The sequence below is a fragment of the Halomonas sp. CKK8 genome (genome assembly GCF_029625235.1).
Lineage (GTDB): Bacteria > Pseudomonadota > Gammaproteobacteria > Pseudomonadales > Halomonadaceae > Halomonas > Halomonas ventosae.
Genome location: NZ_CP121193.1, coordinates 3,170,478 through 3,186,511, shown reverse-complemented (window position 1 = coordinate 3,186,511; position 16,034 = coordinate 3,170,478). Strand labels below are relative to the sequence as shown.

Annotated in this window: 12 protein-coding genes; 8 read left to right on the top strand and 4 right to left on the bottom strand. The window is 70.0% G+C overall.

Annotated features, from left to right (window positions below; genetic code table 11):
• Positions 1–2 precede the first annotated feature (2 nt).
• Complete coding sequence (locus P8934_RS15045) at positions 3–482, top strand: SRPBCC family protein (RefSeq protein ID WP_278031761.1); 480 nt, start codon at positions 3–5, stop codon at positions 480–482.
• Positions 483–491: 9 nt separating this feature from the next.
• On the opposite strand, the gene P8934_RS15040 is transcribed toward P8934_RS15045, so the two are convergent.
• On the bottom strand, positions 492–1,772 hold the full coding sequence (locus P8934_RS15040; protein ID WP_278031760.1) for an MgtC/SapB family protein: 1,281 nt from the start codon (positions 1,770–1,772) through the stop codon (positions 492–494).
• Positions 1,773–1,945: 173 nt separating this feature from the next.
• On the opposite strand from P8934_RS15040, the gene P8934_RS15035 reads away from it, so the two are divergent.
• The 3 genes from P8934_RS15035 (at position 1,946) to P8934_RS15025 (ending at position 8,194) form a co-directional block, all read left to right on the top strand.
• A complete protein-coding gene (locus tag P8934_RS15035; protein WP_278031759.1) occupies positions 1,946–5,038 on the top strand; it encodes an EAL domain-containing protein in 3,093 nt (1,030 codons plus the stop codon).
• A gap of 138 nt (positions 5,039–5,176) precedes the next feature.
• The gene (locus P8934_RS15030) at positions 5,177–5,662 is read left to right on the top strand and encodes a hypothetical protein (RefSeq protein ID WP_278031758.1); all 486 of its coding nucleotides are present in this window, start codon (positions 5,177–5,179) and stop codon (positions 5,660–5,662) included.
• A gap of 201 nt (positions 5,663–5,863) precedes the next feature.
• Positions 5,864–8,194, top strand: a complete 2,331-nt coding sequence (locus P8934_RS15025; protein WP_278031757.1) for a choice-of-anchor F family protein — start codon at positions 5,864–5,866, stop codon at positions 8,192–8,194.
• Positions 8,195–8,262: 68 nt separating this feature from the next.
• On the opposite strand, the gene P8934_RS15020 is transcribed toward P8934_RS15025, so the two are convergent.
• Complete coding sequence (locus P8934_RS15020; protein ID WP_278031756.1) at positions 8,263–10,227, bottom strand: acyl CoA:acetate/3-ketoacid CoA transferase; 1,965 nt, start codon at positions 10,225–10,227, stop codon at positions 8,263–8,265.
• A gap of 160 nt (positions 10,228–10,387) precedes the next feature.
• Here P8934_RS15020 and umuD point away from each other — a divergent pair, with 160 nt between their 5' ends.
• The 4 genes from umuD (at position 10,388) to P8934_RS15000 (ending at position 13,853) form a co-directional block, all read left to right on the top strand.
• Positions 10,388–10,846 (top strand): translesion error-prone DNA polymerase V autoproteolytic subunit, encoded by a 459-nt coding sequence (umuD, locus tag P8934_RS15015; protein WP_133635802.1) that lies wholly within the window; start codon positions 10,388–10,390, stop codon positions 10,844–10,846.
• The gene (locus tag P8934_RS15010; protein WP_278031755.1) at positions 10,843–12,117 is read left to right on the top strand and encodes a Y-family DNA polymerase; all 1,275 of its coding nucleotides are present in this window, start codon (positions 10,843–10,845) and stop codon (positions 12,115–12,117) included. The genes umuD and P8934_RS15010 overlap by 4 nt, the downstream gene beginning before the upstream one ends.
• Positions 12,118–12,233: 116 nt before the next feature.
• On the top strand, positions 12,234–12,986 hold the full coding sequence (locus tag P8934_RS15005; RefSeq protein ID WP_278031754.1) for an SDR family NAD(P)-dependent oxidoreductase: 753 nt from the start codon (positions 12,234–12,236) through the stop codon (positions 12,984–12,986).
• 156 nt (positions 12,987–13,142) lie between these two features.
• Complete coding sequence (locus tag P8934_RS15000; protein ID WP_278031753.1) at positions 13,143–13,853, top strand: bifunctional nuclease family protein; 711 nt, start codon at positions 13,143–13,145, stop codon at positions 13,851–13,853.
• A 1-nt stretch (position 13,854) separates the two neighbouring features.
• Here P8934_RS15000 and P8934_RS14995 read toward each other — a convergent pair whose 3' ends face one another.
• Positions 13,855–15,078: an MFS transporter gene (locus P8934_RS14995; RefSeq protein WP_278031752.1), complete on the bottom strand. Its 1,224-nt coding sequence runs from the start codon at positions 15,076–15,078 to the stop codon at positions 13,855–13,857.
• 6 nt (positions 15,079–15,084) lie between these two features.
• Positions 15,085–16,017, bottom strand: a complete 933-nt coding sequence (locus P8934_RS14990) for a hydroxymethylglutaryl-CoA lyase (protein WP_278031751.1) — start codon at positions 16,015–16,017, stop codon at positions 15,085–15,087.
• Between the last annotated feature and the right edge of the window lie 17 nt (positions 16,018–16,034).

Here is a 16,034-nt window from a genome sequence, read left to right as displayed (position 1 = left end):
CCATGGCAGAGCTGCGGTTCACCACGACCTGGTGGCTCGAGGCCCCCATCGACGAGGTATACCGGGCGATCGCGGAGGCGCCGTGCTGGCCGGCCTGGTGGAAGAGCCTGTGTGCCGTGGAGGAGCTGGCGCCGGGCAACCGCGAGGGGATCGGCCGCGTCTATCGCACCACCTGGCAGAGCCGGCTGGGCTACCGGCTGCGCTTCGAGGTCCGCGTGACCCGTGTCCTGCCGGGGCGGCTGATCGAGGGCGTGGCCCGGGGCGACGTGCAGGGGACCGGCCGCTGGCGGCTGAGCGAGGAGGGGCGTGTGACCCGGGTGCGCTACGAGTGGCGGGTGCGCCCCGTGCGGCGCTGGATGGCGCTCCTCGCCCCGGTTGCGGGGCCGCTGTTCGCCTGGAACCACCACGCCGTGATGCAGGACGGCGCCGAGGGGCTGGCCCGACGGCTCGAGGCGCGGCTGCTGGCGACGAGCCACGACTGAGTCTGGGCCCTACAGCCACCAGGCCAGCGCCAGTCCTGTCGCCATCGAGGCGACCATCGGCAGGGCGACCCGCTGGCCGAGCCGTCGGGTACCGAAGACGGTGGCCAGGCCCGACTTGAAGAGGTTGTTGACCGCGGCGGCGATGACGATGCCCAGCACCGCGGTGGAGGGAGCGATGCGCTCCAGCGACATGCGGGTCAGCGACAGGGTGATGGCGTCGACGTCGGCCACCCCCGAGGAGGCCGCCAGCAGGTAGATGCCGGCCTCGCCCAGGACGCCGCGCAGCCACTCGCCGAGCAGCATGATCACCGCCAGCAGGCCGCCGAACAGCAGCGCCGTGCGCAGTTCCAGGGGGTTCTGGATCGGGGTCGGGCTGTCGACACTGAGGGCATGGCGGTGGTGGCGCCAGAGGTAGAGCGCCGGCAGGTAGAGCATCACCCCCATCACCGTGACCGGGAGCAGCAGCGCCGGCAGCAGCCCGGGGCTGATCACCGCGGCATAGAGCAGGATGCGCGGGAACATGGTGCCGCAGGCCAGCAGGATGCCGGCGGCGAGCATTGCCTCGATCTCCTGGCTCTGGCGCGACGTGCGCGCGAAGTGCAGGGTCAGCGCCGTGGAGGAGGAGAGCCCGGCGAACAGGCCGGTAAAGAGGATGCCCTTCTCGGTACCGCCCAGGCGCACGGCGAAGTAGCCGACGAAGCTGATCGAGGCGATCAGCACCACCATCCACCAGATCTCGTAGGGGTTGAGCACCTCGCCGGGCCCCATGCCGCGGTCGGGGAGCAGCGGCAGCATCACCACGGTGATCAGCAGCAGCTTGAGGCCGGCATCGAGCTCGTGGGCCTGCAGCTTGTTCAGCAGGCCGTGGATCTCGTGCTTGTTGTCGAGGATCACCGCGGTGATCACCGCGCCGGCGGCGGCCAGGGCCAGGTCGATCGCCACGGCCACCGCGCCGAAGCAGAAGGTCAGCAGCAGGCCCACCAGGCCGGTGATGCTGTAGTCATGCTGCTCGGCGAGCTTGGCCCGCCAGGCGACCAGACTGATGCCGGCCACGGTCACGAAGACCAGCGGGAAGGCCCAGTCGCTGACGGTCTCCGAGAGCAGCGCGGCGATGCCGCCGAGCAGCCCGACCAGCGAATGGGTGCGGATACCGGCGATGCGCTCGCCGGACTTCTGCGCCCGGGCCACCCAGCCGCGCTCGATGCCGATCAGCGCACCCAGCAGCAAGGCCACGCCCAGGCGGATGGCGGGCTCGTTGGCAGTGAGGAACTGGCTGGCGACATCGTCCATGGGCAGGCCTTCCCGACGCCGTCCGGTGGTCGGCGGATACCCTCATGGTGGCCCGCGGTGACGTCTGCTTCAATGGGCGTTGCAGGAAAGCGCACCGCCAAGGCCGCGGGCGCATTCCTGGCGACGAGCCGATACACTGACTCTCTTGATTCAACGCAAGGATTGCCCGTGACATGAGTGACGCGTCGCCCCCTATCGACGAGGCGTCGTCCGAGAACGGCCATCGGGCCACGCAGCGTCGAGCCATCGCCCTCTACCTGCTCGCCCTGCTGGCCCTGCTGCTGCTGTTCGCCGGTATCCTCCTGGACCAGCACCAACGTGACCTCGAGGTGGGGCGAGAGCGTGCCAGCGCGCGGGCCGACCTGGTGGCCGAATGGGTGGCCAGTACCTTCGAGGTCAGCGAGCACACGCTCTCCAGCCTGGTGCAGGTGTTCCAGTCGCCTCTCGGACAGGCATTGCTGGCACGCCGCGGCAATGATGCGGCCCTAGAGGCACTCCTTCGCCAGCACAGCTATCGCCATGCCTTGATCGATGACCTGGGTATCGTCAGTGCCGGGGGGAGGCTGCGGGCCTCTGCCAACCCGGCATTTCCACAGGGGCTCGACGTCACCGGCCTGCCCCATTTCCAGGCCTTCGAGCAGGATGCCGACCGCCAGGAGTGGGTGTCCCCGCTCTACTGGTCGGCCGTCAGCCAGGACTTCCATGTGGCGCATGCCCGTCGCCTGGTCGGGCCGCATGGCGACTTCCGGGGCCTGGCCGTGCTCAGGCTCAATCCCGACATCTTCGGCGAGGCCCTCGAGCGACTGAACATGACCCGGGGCGAGAGCATTGCCATTCTCGATACCGAGATGCGGCTGGTCACCCGGCGGCCGGCCTTCGATGGCAGGGGCGCCATGGGCGTGCTCGGCACCCCGGTCAGCGAGCCGCTGACCCGGGCCTTCCTCGACGGCGGCGAGGCGTCGACGACCCTGCGCACCACCTCGCCGCTTGACGGCAGCGAGCGCCTCTACGCCATGCAGCGGGTCGAGGGACTGCCGCTCCTGGTGGTGGTCGGCGAGGAACTCGAGGTGCTGCTCGCCGGCTGGTGGCAGCGGCTCTGGCTGCTGGGCGCCATCTTCCTGGTGGTGGCGGCGCTGGGCTGGTGGCTGCTGCGCCATTACATGGGACGACTGCGGCTGGAGGGCGACCTGCGCCGGCGTCTGGTGGAGCGTGAGCAGGCCCGTCGGGCGGTGCAGGACCGCGAGGCACGGCTGCAGGCCCTGGTCGGCTCGATCCAGGACATGATCTTCGTGTTCGATGCCGAGGGGCGCTTCGTCTATGTCCATGCCCTGGACCCGGATCAGCTGGTCGGGGATGTCGATGACCTGCTGCAGCGTCACTACCGCGATGTCCTGTCGACGGACGTGGCGCAACGGTTCGACCAGGCCCTGGCCGAGCTCAAGGCCACCGGCGAGCCGGTGGAGACCGAGTATCGCGTCACCCTGGCCGGCGTGCCCCGCGACTTCCAGGCCATCATCAGTCCGCTGGCCGAGGAGGGCGAGGGCTTCAGCGGGGTGCTCGCCGTGGTGCGCGAGGTGACCCAGTCCCGCGCCACCGAGGCCCAGCTGCGCATCGCCGCCACCGCCTTCGAGACTCACATGGGCATGGTCATCACCGATGCCGAGGGCCGTATCCTCAAGGTCAACGATACCTTCACCCGCATCACGGGCTATGCCGAGGCCGAGGTGCTGGGGCGCAATCCGAGCCTGCTCAGCTCCGGGCGCCACGACGAGGCCTTCTACCGGCACCTCTGGGAGAGCGTGCGGGAGAACGGCAGCTGGCAGGGCGAGATCTGGAACCGGCGCAGGAACGGCGAGGTGTTCCCGGAGTGGCTGACCATCAGCGCGGTACGCGACGAGGCCGGCGAGCTGACCCACTATGTGGCCACCTTCAGCGATATCACCCAGCGCAAGGCCGCCGAGGAGGAGGTCCACCAGCTTGCCTTCTACGACCCCCTGACCGGGCTGCCCAATCGCCGGCTGATGCTGGACCGCCTGGAGGGCGCGCTCAAGAACAGCTATCGCAGCGACCAGTTCGGCGCGCTGCTCTATCTCGACCTGGACAACTTCAAGCAGGTCAACGACACCCTGGGCCACCATGCCGGCGACCAGCTGCTGCAGCAGGTCGCGAGCCGGCTGGGCGGTGTGCTGCGCGCCTCCGATACCCTGGCACGGCTGGGCGGCGACGAGTTCGCCGTGCTGCTGCATGACCTGGGGCGTGACCCGCAGCGGGTGGCGGCCGTTACCGAGCGTATCGCCAACAAGCTGCTCGGGGTGCTCCAGGCACCGATCGGCCTGGCCGGAAGCTCGGTGACGATGACCGGCAGCATCGGCATCACGCTCTACCGCGATCACGCCACGACCCTCGACGAGATCCTCCAGCAGGCCGACATGGCCCTCTTCCAGGCCAAGCGGGCCGGGCGCGACACCCTGCGCTTCTTCGACCCGGCCATGCAGGCCCAGCTTCACGCGCGGGCCCGGCTCGAGGCGGACCTGCGCCAGGCATTGGCTCGGGACGAGTTCCTGCTCCACTACCAGCCCCAGGTAGATGCCGACCGGCGGATGATCGGCGTCGAGGCGCTGCTGCGCTGGCAGCACCCGGAGCGGGGCATGGTCTCCCCCGGCGAGTTCATCCCGCTGGCCGAGGAGAACCGGCTGATCATGCCCATCGGCGGCTGGGTGCTGCAGGCCGCCTGTCGCCAGCTGGTGGCCTGGGCCGGGGATCCCGCCTCGGCCGACCTCACGATCTCGGTGAACGTCAGCCCCCAGCAGTTCCGCGAGGCGGATTTCGTCGAGCAGGTGCTGGCCACCCTGGCGCGCACCGGCGCCCGCCCCGAGCGGCTCAAGCTCGAGGTGACCGAGAGCCTGTTCGTCCACGATCGCGACGAGGCCCGCGAGACCATGCGGCGCCTCAGGGAACACGGCGTGACCTTCGCCCTGGACGACTTCGGCACCGGTTACTCCTCGCTCTCCTACCTCAAGCGCCTGCCCCTGGACCAGCTCAAGATCGACCAGTCCTTCGTGCGCGACCTGCTGGAGGACGAGGCCAGTGCGGCCATCGTCGCCAGCACCATCGCTCTCTCCGAGAGTCTGCAGCTGGAGGTGATCGCCGAGGGGGTGGAGACCGAGGCCCAGCGGGCCTGGCTGGTGGCGCATGGCTGCCACGCCTTCCAGGGCTATCTCTTCGGCCGGCCGGGGCCCGTGGACTCGCTTCCCCTTCCGGTTTGACGCATATCAAGGAGTGCGACGCTTACTTTCGCCTGACCCCAAAAGCCATGGCTGCTACTTTAGACTTGGGCTATGCTTAAAACGTACAGTAGTTATTCCATACGGTTTCTGGCTGGTTCGCCAGCAGGAGAGGTAAGCATGGCATCGATTTCCCTCATCACGCGTGGCCTGCGGCTCCTGCCGGTGGCGGCGCTGTGCCTCTCCATCGGCCTCGCCCAGGCCCAGAACGTCGCCGACGAGGAGCGGCTCTACGGCGGCCCGATGCTCAACCAGCAGGAGCGCGACCAGTTCCAGCAACGGATGCGCGACGCAGACTCCTTCGAGGAGCGCCAGCGCATCCAGGCCCAGCACCAGAACCTCATGCGCCAGCGCGCCGAGCAGCGTGGCTTCGACCCGGACGGCATCTACGGCTACCCGATGATGAACCAGCAGCAGCGCCGCGCGTACCACCAGCGCATGCAGGGGGCCGGCTCCGATGCCGAGCGCCAGCGCATCCGCCAGCAGCATCGCCAGCAGATGCGCCAGCAGATCCTTCGGCAGCAGCGCAGCCCGGGTGGCCAGGGCGGCGGCGGCCAGGGTGGTGGCCGCATGATGAACCAGGGCGGCGGTGCAGGGCGCGGCTGAGTCGTAGCCTGTCACAAAGGCGTCATCTGGATCGTGGTATTGGACTATCAGCGTGTCACGCCTGGGCGGCGTGACCCGTCACCAGGCAGGAAGGTGGCGGTCGGACCGCGTTGGGGAGCGGAGAGACTGCCATCGAGTGGGGAGCCAACTCCCCGGCTATGGAAAGCCGCAAGGGCTTTCGCGTTTTTCAAGGGTAATATCATGAAATACAACGCTATTCGCTTCGCCAGGTCACCGCTGGTGGTGGCCATCGCCTGTGCCGGTTTGATGGGTACCGCCCAGGCCGGCGTGATCACCGAGCTACAGACCACGCTGGGAGATGGCTTCATCCTGGTGGATGAAGCGGACGGTCTCCCGGCTCCGGGGGTCCAGGCCGTCACCGGTACCGAGAATACTGAATTCGATACCGATCAACTTGGACTCTCAGGCGTGCAAAACTGCCTGCTCTCCAGCCGTGATGTGACCTGTGATTCGCCGAAGGGGTCGAGCAAGCGGGTCAAGAACAACCTGACCGGCCTGGGCGCCTTCGATACCGTCTACAACGTCAGCTCGAGCAGCGGCACCACCGAGTACTTCAACTACGGCAAGCTGACCAACCGGACCGGTGTGCGCATGACCGGCTTCAAGGTCGTGGTGGGTACCGGCTCCGGGGAGGACTTCGTGCCGGCGACCGCCTCCGGCGAACCCCTGTCCATGGATCAGGTGGTCGAGCTGCTGGACAGCCAAACTTCCACCTGGGAAGGCAATGGGGGCGATCCCGGCCAGACGCCGCTGCAGCGCGCCTTCTTCCCCGGTGGCCTGTTCGGTGATGGCGGGGCGGATGCCGATGCCGGTTTCTTCACCGACCCCGAGCGGTCCGGGTTCGTCTTCGTGCCCGTGGATGCCGAGGGCAATGCGGTCGAGGTCGGCGAGGCCTACGATACGCTCACCACGGAGGGCATCTTCGGGGCGTATGCGACGTTGTTCGGTGATGGCATGCTGGATATCACCCAGGTGCCGACGGGCCTCTTCGAGGGGGATCCCGAGGCGGTGGATGCGGAAACCACGCTGCTCTACTGGAAGGCCGGCGATGCCTGGCTGGATGGTGATGGTAACGTCGTGGACCCTGCCCTGGTCGAGCAGCTGCTGGCCGATGGCAACCACTACACCGACGTCATCGAGGACCTGGCCAACGCCAACCTGAACTACTCCTTCGATATCGGCGATATCAGCCTGGGCGAGTTCACCGTGCGCTTCGTGCCGATGTTCTCGCCCATCGTCACCGCGGCGGCCACCGATTACCAGTTCGCGGTCGCCGGCTCGCTGGACTCCACCGAGATTCCCTTCAAGTTCTATGATGCGCAGGGCAACCTGAAGCCGGAGTACGAGCAATACCAGACCGTCATCACTGCCATCGAGGAGTTACCGACGGTGGCCGCTCGCCAGCAGGCGCTGGAGCGTGCCGGTACCAGCTACCTGCGCAACTACGGCACCCAGGGCATGCTGCTGGGCCGCGACAAGATGGAAGGGATCCTTCAGCACCTGGACTCCGTCCGCGACCCGGCCCTGGGCGTCACCCAGGTCACCGGCACCCAGGCCAACATCAGCGGCCAGGCCGACTACGCCATGATGGCGGCCACCGACTCGGCCGCCGACGTGGCCATGGCGTTCGACGAGAACGGCGATGCTACCTTCGCGGCGAGCGAGCGCTCCACCGTCTTCCTCTCCGGCTCTGCCTCCACCGGTGATCTTGACCGCACCGAGAATGGCGCCGGGGCCGACTACTCCGGGTACTCGCTGACCGTCGGCGCCGACTACAGCTTCACCGACGAACTGAGGGCCGGTGTTGCCGTGGCCTACGGCGAGAACGACGGCGACGTGGAGGATGGCCGCGGCACGCTCGAGGTCGACGGCACCTCGCTGATGGCCTTCGGCGGCTACGGCGGTGCCACCGGCCTCTACGGCGATGCGGTGCTCGGCTACTCCTGGCTCGACTACGACAACGAGCGCAACATCGTCATCGGCGACACCGTCAGCGAGCGGGCCGAGAGCAGCACCGACGGCAATCAGCTGAGCCTTGCCCTGCGCAGCGGCTACAACTTCGTGCTCGGCCCGGTGATCGCCGGTCCCAGTGCCCGCTACCAGTACCTCGACCTGGAGGTCGACGGCTACGAGGAGAGCGGTGCCGGGGTGCTCTCCATGTCCGTGGACGACATGGACTTCGAGTCCAGCACCCTCTGGCTGGGTGGCGAGGTCTCCATGCCCGTGGTGCGCGACGACAGCTTCCTGCGCCCAACCGCCCACGTGCACTGGGTGAAGGAGTTCGAGGATGACGGGACCAGCGTCGACACCAGTTTCACCGGTGGCGCCGTGCCCTTCGTCACGCCCATCGACGGCCGCGACAGCGACTACATTCGCGCCGGCATCGGGTTCGATGGCAGCTTCGAGACCGGCGGCATGCCGACCACCGTGTCGCTGAACTACGATGGCACCTTCGACAACGACGACTACGAGGACCACCGTGCCACCCTGGGAGTCGACGTGCGCTTCTGATGCCCGCGTCCCCTTCCTGACCACGAGCGAGGCGGCCCCACGGGGCCGCCTCCTTCGTTCCCGGGCCGTCATTCCTTCAGGTGCTGGCGGGCCTCCTCGGCGCTCTCGTAGATGTGCGGCGAGACGGCGCGCGCCTCCAGGGCGTGGCCGAGCTTGCGGCGCATGAAGCCGCTGGTGGTGTAGCGGGTCACCCGGGTGTAGAAGCGCTGCTCGAGGCCGCGCACCATCTCGGTGTAGGGGGCGAGCAGGGCGTCGTCGATGCGGCAGTGGTCGTAGTTGACAATGGCCTGGACGCGGCGGCCCAGCGGGGCGAGACGCCGTTCGACCTCCTGCTCGATTGCGTCGATGTCCTCCGGGGAGGCGATGCGCAGGTGCTCGAAGTTGATGAAGAGGATGCCTTCCTCCTCGTCGAGGCTGAAGCGCTGCGCCAGGGGCCGCTCCAGCAGCTCCTCGGCGAGCCCCATGGGTGCCTCGCGGAAGATGCGCGCGTCCATCAGCCGGGGCGGCTCGGGCATCCGCGGGGTGAAGGCCATCAGCGCCAGGACGTCGCGCTCCAGGTCGACCCCCGGGGCGATCTCGGTGAGGACGAGCCCCTCCGGGGTGAGCTCGAATACCGCCCGCTCGGTGACATAGCAGACCGGCTTGCCGTCCGCGGCGGCCAGGGTCCCGCTGAAGGTGCGATGCTCCACCTCGGCGACGAACTTGCCCTGGCCGCCGGGGGGTGCCTCGAGCCGTCCGTCGACGATGGCAAGCGCCTCCCTGGTGGCCACGAAGGTGCCCATGAACACCACCTTGCGGGCATTCTGGCTGATGTTGATGAAACCGCCGGCGCCGGCCAGCCGCGGACCGAAGCGCGAGACGTTGACGTGGCCCGCGCCGTCCACCTGGGCCATGCCCAGGAAGGCGATGTCGAGCCCGCCGCCGTCGTAGAAGTCGAACTGGGCCGGCTGGTCGATGATCGCCTGGGTGTTCAGCGCCGCGCCGAAGTCGAGCCCGCCGGCCGGCAGCCCGCCGATCACCCCGGGCTCGGCGGTCAGGGTCAGGTGCTCGAGCAGGCGCTCTTCGCTTGCCACCGCGCCGACGCCCTCGGGCATGCCGATCCCCAGGTTGACCACACTGTTGGGCCTGAGCTCGAAGGCCGCGCGCCGGGCGATGACCTTGCGCACCGAGAGCGGCAGCGGCTCGGGGCTCGCCATGGGCGCGCGGATCTCGCCGGAGAAGGCCGGGTTGTAGGCGGTGCGGAAGGTCTGCCAGTGGTGGGCGGGATCCTCGCAGACCACCACGCAGTCGACCAGGATGCCGGGGATCTTGACGTCCTTGGGGTGCAGGGTGCCGTGCTCGGCGAGGCGCTCCACCTGCACGATCACCACGCCCCCGGAGTTGCGCACTGCCGTGGCGATGGCCAGTGCCTCCAGGGTCAGGGCCTCGCGCTCCATGCTGACGTTGCCCAGGGTGTCGGCGGTGGTGCCGCGCAGCAGCGCCACCTGCAGCGGCAGGGCCCGATAGAAGAGGTACTCCTGGCCGTCGATGGGCAGCAGCGAGACGCGCTCCTCGAGGGTGACGTCGTTGATCCGGCCGCCGCCCAGGCGCGGGTCGACGAAGGTGCCCAGGCCCACCCGGGTCAGGGTGCCGGGCTTGCCGGCGGCGATGTCGCGGAAGAGGTGCGAGATCACCCCCTGCGGCAGGTTCCAGGCCTGGATGCGCCCCTCGATGGCGAGCTTCTGCAGGGCGGGCACCAGCCCCCAGTGGCCGCCGATCACCTTCGCCACCAGCCCCTCGTGGCCCAGGTGGTTGAGCCCGCGCTCCTTGCCGTCGCCCTGGCCGGCGGCATACATCAGGGTCAGGTCGCGGGGCTCGCCGGTCTCCAGGAAGCGCGCCTCCAGGGCCACGGCGAGCCCCTCGGCGAAGCCGATGCCGACGAAGCCGCCGGTCGCCAGGGCATCGCCGTCACGGATCAGGTTCACGGCCTCGCGGGCGGAGACCACCTTGCCCTTCGCGGTGAAGGGCTGGCGGGAGAGCAGCGGATGGGGCATGGCGGGCGTCCTGGTGATCGTTTCTAGTGAGGGTGCTTTGTGATTGTTGCCTGTGGTGGCTCCTTCACGGTAGCACGCGTCCCCGGTGCCGGCAGGGCTTGCCAGGCAGGGGTGAAGTGTCGAATACTGTCCATATGTACAGTATTCGAGGGAGGGGCCCATGATGTCGCCGCTGTCCACCACGGCTCGGGTGATCGGCCGCGCCGCGCCGTTCCCTGGCGAGACGGCCCAGCCGCTGATGGGGTGCCGGGTGCGGGCGGGCTTCCCGAGCCCCGCCGACGACCACCTGGACGTGGAGATCGACCTGCACGCCCATGTGGTGCGCCGCCCGGCCGCCACCTACTTCGTGCGGGCCGAGGGCGACTCCATGCTCGGCGACGGCATCCACGACGGCGACCTGCTGGTGGTGGACCGCAGCCTGGAGCCGCTGCCCGGGCGGGTGGTGGTGATCGCCGTGGATGGCGAGCCCACCGTGAAGCGCCTGGAGCGCCGCGGCGAGCAGACCTTCCTGGTGGCCAGCAACCCGCGCTTCGCGCCGATCCCCCTGGCGGGCCGCGAGTGCGAGGTGTGGGGCGTGGTCACCCATGTGCTCCATGCCCTGCCGGGAGGCGGGCCGTGATCGCCCTGGTCGACTGCAACAACTTCTACGTCAGCTGCGAGCGGGTCTTCGACCCGCGCCTGGAGGGACGTCCGGTCGGCGTGCTCTCCAACAACGACGGCTGCGTGGTGGCGCGCTCCAACGAGCTCAAGGCGCTGGGCGTAGCGATGGGCGCGCCGATGCACCTGCTGCCGCCGGCCATCCGCCGCCAGGCGGTGCTGCTCTCCAGCAACTATGCGCTCTACGGCGACATGAGCCGCCGGGTCAACCTGATCCTTGACGAGTTCTCGCCGGACGTGGAGGCCTACTCCATCGACGAGAGCTTCGTGGGCTTTTCCGGCTTCGCCCCGGCCGGTCTGGAGGCGCATGCCCAGCGGCTGCGTGAGACGGTGCGCCGCGACACCGGCATCCCGGTCTGCGTGGGGCTGGCGCCGACCCGGGTGCTGGCCAAGGTGGCCAACCGGGCGGCCAAGTCGCTCGCGGCCTACGAGGGCGTCTGCCTGCTCGAGGCCGAGGGGCCCGCCACCCGGGCGCTGCTCGAGGGGCTGCCGGTGACCGAGCTGTGGGGCGTGGCGCGACGCACCGCCGAACGGCTGGCGCTGATGGAGATCCACACCGCCTGGCAGCTTCGCCAGGCCGACCCCAAGCAGGTCCGGCGCTACTTCTCGGTGGTGCTGGAGCGCATCGTCTGGGAACTGCGCGGCCGCCCGGCCATCGTCCTCGATGACCTCCATGAGCCACGCCAGCGCATCATGGTCTCGCGCTCCTTCGGGCGCCTGACCGGCGCCTTCCCGGACCTGCAGGAGGCCGTGCGCCAGCACGCCGCCCGGGCCGCCGAGAAGCTGCGTGGCCAGCGCAGCCAGGCCCGGGCGCTGATGGTCTTTGTGCGCAGCAACCCGCACCTGGCCGGCGAGCGCCAGTACCGCAACAGCGTGGTGGTGCCGTTGCCGGCACCCAGCGACGACAGTCGCGAGCTGCTCGAGGCCGCCGCCCGGGGGCTCGCAGCGATCTTCCTCGAGGGCGTGCGCTACCAGAAGTGCGGGGTGATGCTGCTCGACCTGGTGGAGGCCGACCGCCATCAGCTCTCGCTGCTGGCGCCCCGCAGCGAGGCGGCGCGCGGGCGCAGCCAGCGGCTGATGGCGACGGTGGACCGGCTCAACCGCGAGATGGGCCGCGATACCGTGCGCTTCGGCCTGCCGCGCCGGGGCACTGCCTGGGCGATGCGCTGCGAGCGGCGCACCTCACGCTACACCACCCGCTGGGAGGAGTTGATGCGGGTCAAGACACGCTGAGAACGTGCCGGAATCCGGGGCGATGCGGGGTTTCCGCGCTGGGGCGATTGGCTACACTGGGGGCGCACCGGCGGGCCATTCGTCGCGCCGGAAGGCCATCGACAGGGAGAAGCACCATGCGCATGAAGGGCAAGAACGTCATCGTCACCGGCGGCGCCAGCGGCATCGGCCTGGCCAGCGTGGAGCGCTGCCTGGAGGAGGGCGCCAGCGTGGTCATCGCCGACCTCGAGGGCGGCGACGGCCAGGCGCAGGCCGCACGGCTCGATGACCGCCACGACGGCCGCTGCCTGTTCAAGGCGTGCGACGTCACCGATACCGCCCAGGTCGACCGCCTGTTCGCGGACACCGTGGCCGAGCTCGGCAGCGTGGAGGCGGTATTCAACAACGCCGGCATCGGCGGCATCTGCCCCACCGACGAGCTCGACGACGAGGAGTACCTGAAGGTCATCGACATCAACCTCAACGGGGTCTTCCGGGTGGCTCGGGCCGCGCTGCGGGTGATGTACCGCCAGGGCGGCGGCAGCATCGTCAACTGCGCCTCCATCCTCGGGGTCTTTGGCCAGTCCCAGACCGTCGCCTACACCGCCGCCAAGGGCGGGGTGGTCAACATGACCCGGACCCTGGCCATCGAGGCGGCGCCGAAGGGCGTGCGGGTCAACGCCATCGGCCCGGGCTATATCGACACGCCGCTGCTCGAGGCCCTGGACGACGACATGCTGCAGGGGCTGATCGGCCTGCATCCCATCGGCCGCCTGGGCCGCCCGGCGGAGATCGCCAACGCCTTCCTGTTCCTGGCCAGCGACGAGGCCAGCTTCGTCACCGGGGCCCACCTGCTGGTCGATGGCGGCTTCACCGCCGGCAAGTCCTGACGCGCCAGCAGGCGCTGATGCCGGGCATCACGCCCGCGTTGCACCATCCATCGGGACCGGCCGAGGCGCCCGCCGGGTCGGGCGCTCGCCGTGATCGGCCGGGACTGCCATGCTGGAGAGGTGTTCCCGCGACCGGCCGATGGCCGAGGAGTCCCCATGCGTATCCGCCCGGTGAGGGGGCTGCTGGCCTGCCTGCTGGCCGGCGCATGCCTGCTGGTCGGTCCCGGCGCGGCGGTCGCCCGGCCTCTGGGCGCGGAGGTTGCCGAGATGGTCGAGGTGGAGGTCTCCTCGGCCGGGATCGCCCTGCCGATGGGGCGGCCCGTGGTGCTGCTGCGGGAACCGGATACGCAGCGGGTGCTGCCGGTATTCCTGGGGCCGCTCCAGTTCGTGGCCGTGCTGCGAGGGTGGCGGGGCAGACAGCCACCACGTCCCGACATGCCCGAGCTCTTCGGTGATCTCGTGGCGGCGGCCGGGGGGCGGCTGACGCGGGTCTACCTCGATGATGTCCAGGATCGCCGCTTCCTCGGCATGCTCGAGCTGCGCCTGCCAGGGCAGAGCATGCCCGTGCGCATCGACAGCCGAGCCGGCGACGCCATCACGTTGGCGCTGCGGGCCGAGGCCGTGATCCTGGTGGCCCCCCAGGTCATGGCGTTCACCCACCCGGTGGTGCCCGACGTCCCGGAACCGGATGGCGATGCGGAGGGGCCGTGGGTGACCGTCCCGGACATCACGTTCATGTCGACCACCGCGACACGTCGGGGGGTGCCGACCATGAGGTTGCCGGCCGCGGGTCGCCAGGCCGTGGGTCGCCAGGCCGTGGGGTGGGCACCGCCCGGTGATGGAGTCGCGACCGGAAGGTACCCCTGAATCATTGGCTCGCGCCCGGCGTCGCCGGGGAGGGCGACGGCCCGGCGGCCTCGCGGCGGGCGGCGAGGCGGGCCTGTCGGATCAGCCAGAGGCCGACCAGGGCGATGCCCGCGAGCACGGCGAAGACCGGGGTGTAGCGGCCAAACAGGCCATGCAGCGCCGTGAACAGGGGCAGGCCGAGCAGCACGCCGCCATAGGTGAAGACCAGGCAGCCGCCGGCGGCATCGGCGATGCGCTCGGCCGGCGCCAGCTGGGTGATCTCGGCCATGAAGACGCCGTTCCAGCCCAGCGAGGAGAGACTCAGCAGGCACAGCAGGCCGGTGACCAGTGGCCTGGGCCAGGCCGGCGTCATGGTGGCCACCAGCAGGGCGCCGACCGCGGTGGTGCAGGCGATCAGGGCGAGGGCGGTCAGGCGGTCGCCCAGCAGGTCGCCGACCCAGCCCCATCCGATGCGCCCGACGATCCCGACCACCTGCACGCCGGACATCACCAGCCCCGCCTCGACCAGGCCGAAGGCCAGGTCCTCCACCAGCAGCGCCACGGTGAAGGCCGAGACCGACAGCTGGATCGCCGAGAAGCAGAGGCTGAGCAGCGCCACGTGGCGCAGCGAACGCTGGTGCCAGACGACGGCGAGCCCGGCGAAGGGCGTGGCCAGCCAGGGGGTGTGGGGGTCGCGCTGGTCGTCCCAGCGCGGCCGGGCGAGCTGCAGGGCGGCGATGCCGGCCAGGGCGAGGCCGGTGAGCACCAGCAACCCCGCCTGCCAGCCGATCAGCAGCGCCAGGGCGGGGGCGCTGGCGCCGGCGATCACCCCGCCCAGGGGCACACCGGACTGCTTGAGCGAGAAGATCAGCCCGCGCCGCCCGGGCGGGGTGAAGCGCACCAGCAGCAGCGAGGCCGAGGGGTTGGTCAGGCCATAGCCGAGGCCGGCCACCAGCGAGGCGACGGCGAAGCTCGGCAGGGTGGGGATGGCCAGCAGCCCGGCGCCGCCGCCCAGCAGGGCCAGCGAGAGCTGGCTGGTGCGGCAGGGGCCCAGGCGCCGGGTCAGGGGGCCACCCACCAGCGAGGTCAGCATGGCGCCGGCGAAGATCAGGCTGACCTGCAGGCCCACCGTGGCCGAGGAGACCCCCAGGGCCCTGGCCACCTCCGGCGCGATGGCGGCGGGAAACAGCGCCACCAGCGAGGAGAAGGCCAGCACCAGGGTGGTGGCGAGCAGGACGACCGGCACGGCGGCTCAGGCCACCCGGTCCCGGGGCACCTGCCGCAGATGGCTGGCGGTCTGTCCCCCTGGCAGGGCGGCGATGGCATCGGCCGCCGCCAGCAGCCGCGACAGGTCGATCCCGCTGTAGACCTGGCCCCCGTTGAGGGCGTAGACGAGGTCTTCCGTGGCCGTGTTGCCGGTGGCGCCGGGGGCGAAGGGGCAGCCGCCCAGCCCGGCGCAGGCGGTATCCACCGTGGTGGCGCCGTGGTGGATGGCGAACAGCGCGTTGGCCACGCCCATGCCGTAGGTGTCGTGGCCATGGAAGGCCCAGGTCAGCCGCGGCCCCTGGTGTCGCGCGACCAGCTGGCGGAAGTGTTCGGCCACCTGGTAGGGGGTGGCGCGCCCGGTGGTGTCGCACAGCGCGACCTCCAGGTGGAGGTTCCCGCACAGGGCACGAGCCCGGGAGAGCACGTCGTCGACCTGGTGCCAGGCGATGGTGCCCTCGTAGGGGCAGTCGAAGCTGGTGCCCAGGTCGAGGCGCAGGCAGGCGTTGCCTTCGCGCTCGAGCAGCTCGACGATACGGGCGAGGTCCTCGAGGGACTGGGCCACGCTGCGCCGCACGTTGGCCTGGTTGTGGGACTCGGAGACCGAGACCACGAAGACCAGCTCGCGAATGCCCTGGGCCAGGGCCAGCTCCGCGCCCCGGAGGTTGGGCACCAGGGCCGAGAAGCGCATGGCGGCCCGGTCGGCGAAGGCGGCGACCAGCGCCCCGGTATCGGCCATCTGCGGGATGGCCCGGGGGCTGACGAAGGAGCCGATCTCCATGCGGGTGACGCCGGCCTCGATCAGCAGCTGGATGCAGCGGATCTTCTCGTCCGTGGGCAGCGGCTCGCGGATCGACTGGAAACCGTCGCGCGGGGCGACCTCGACGATGTCGACCCGTTCGGGGGGCGTGAGTAGGGTCATGTCAGCGATCTCGTCGT

Excerpts from the sequence above, each read along its gene's own strand:
- P8934_RS15045 (WP_278031761.1), top strand. The coding sequence starts at position 3 with ATGGCAGAGCTGCGGTTCACCACGACCTGGTGGCTCGAGGCCCCCATC.
- P8934_RS15040 (WP_278031760.1), bottom strand. The coding sequence starts at position 1,772 with ATGGACGATGTCGCCAGCCAGTTCCTCACTGCCAACGAGCCCGCCATC.
- P8934_RS15035 (WP_278031759.1), top strand. The coding sequence starts at position 1,946 with ATGAGTGACGCGTCGCCCCCTATCGACGAGGCGTCGTCCGAGAACGGC.
- P8934_RS15030 (WP_278031758.1), top strand. The coding sequence starts at position 5,177 with ATGGCATCGATTTCCCTCATCACGCGTGGCCTGCGGCTCCTGCCGGTG.
- P8934_RS15025 (WP_278031757.1), top strand. The coding sequence starts at position 5,864 with ATGAAATACAACGCTATTCGCTTCGCCAGGTCACCGCTGGTGGTGGCC.
- P8934_RS15020 (WP_278031756.1), bottom strand. The coding sequence starts at position 10,227 with ATGCCCCATCCGCTGCTCTCCCGCCAGCCCTTCACCGCGAAGGGCAAG.
- umuD (WP_133635802.1), top strand. The coding sequence starts at position 10,388 with ATGATGTCGCCGCTGTCCACCACGGCTCGGGTGATCGGCCGCGCCGCG.
- P8934_RS15005 (WP_278031754.1), top strand. The coding sequence starts at position 12,234 with ATGCGCATGAAGGGCAAGAACGTCATCGTCACCGGCGGCGCCAGCGGC.
- P8934_RS15000 (WP_278031753.1), top strand. The coding sequence starts at position 13,143 with ATGCGTATCCGCCCGGTGAGGGGGCTGCTGGCCTGCCTGCTGGCCGGC.
- P8934_RS14990 (WP_278031751.1), bottom strand. The coding sequence starts at position 16,017 with ATGACCCTACTCACGCCCCCCGAACGGGTCGACATCGTCGAGGTCGCC.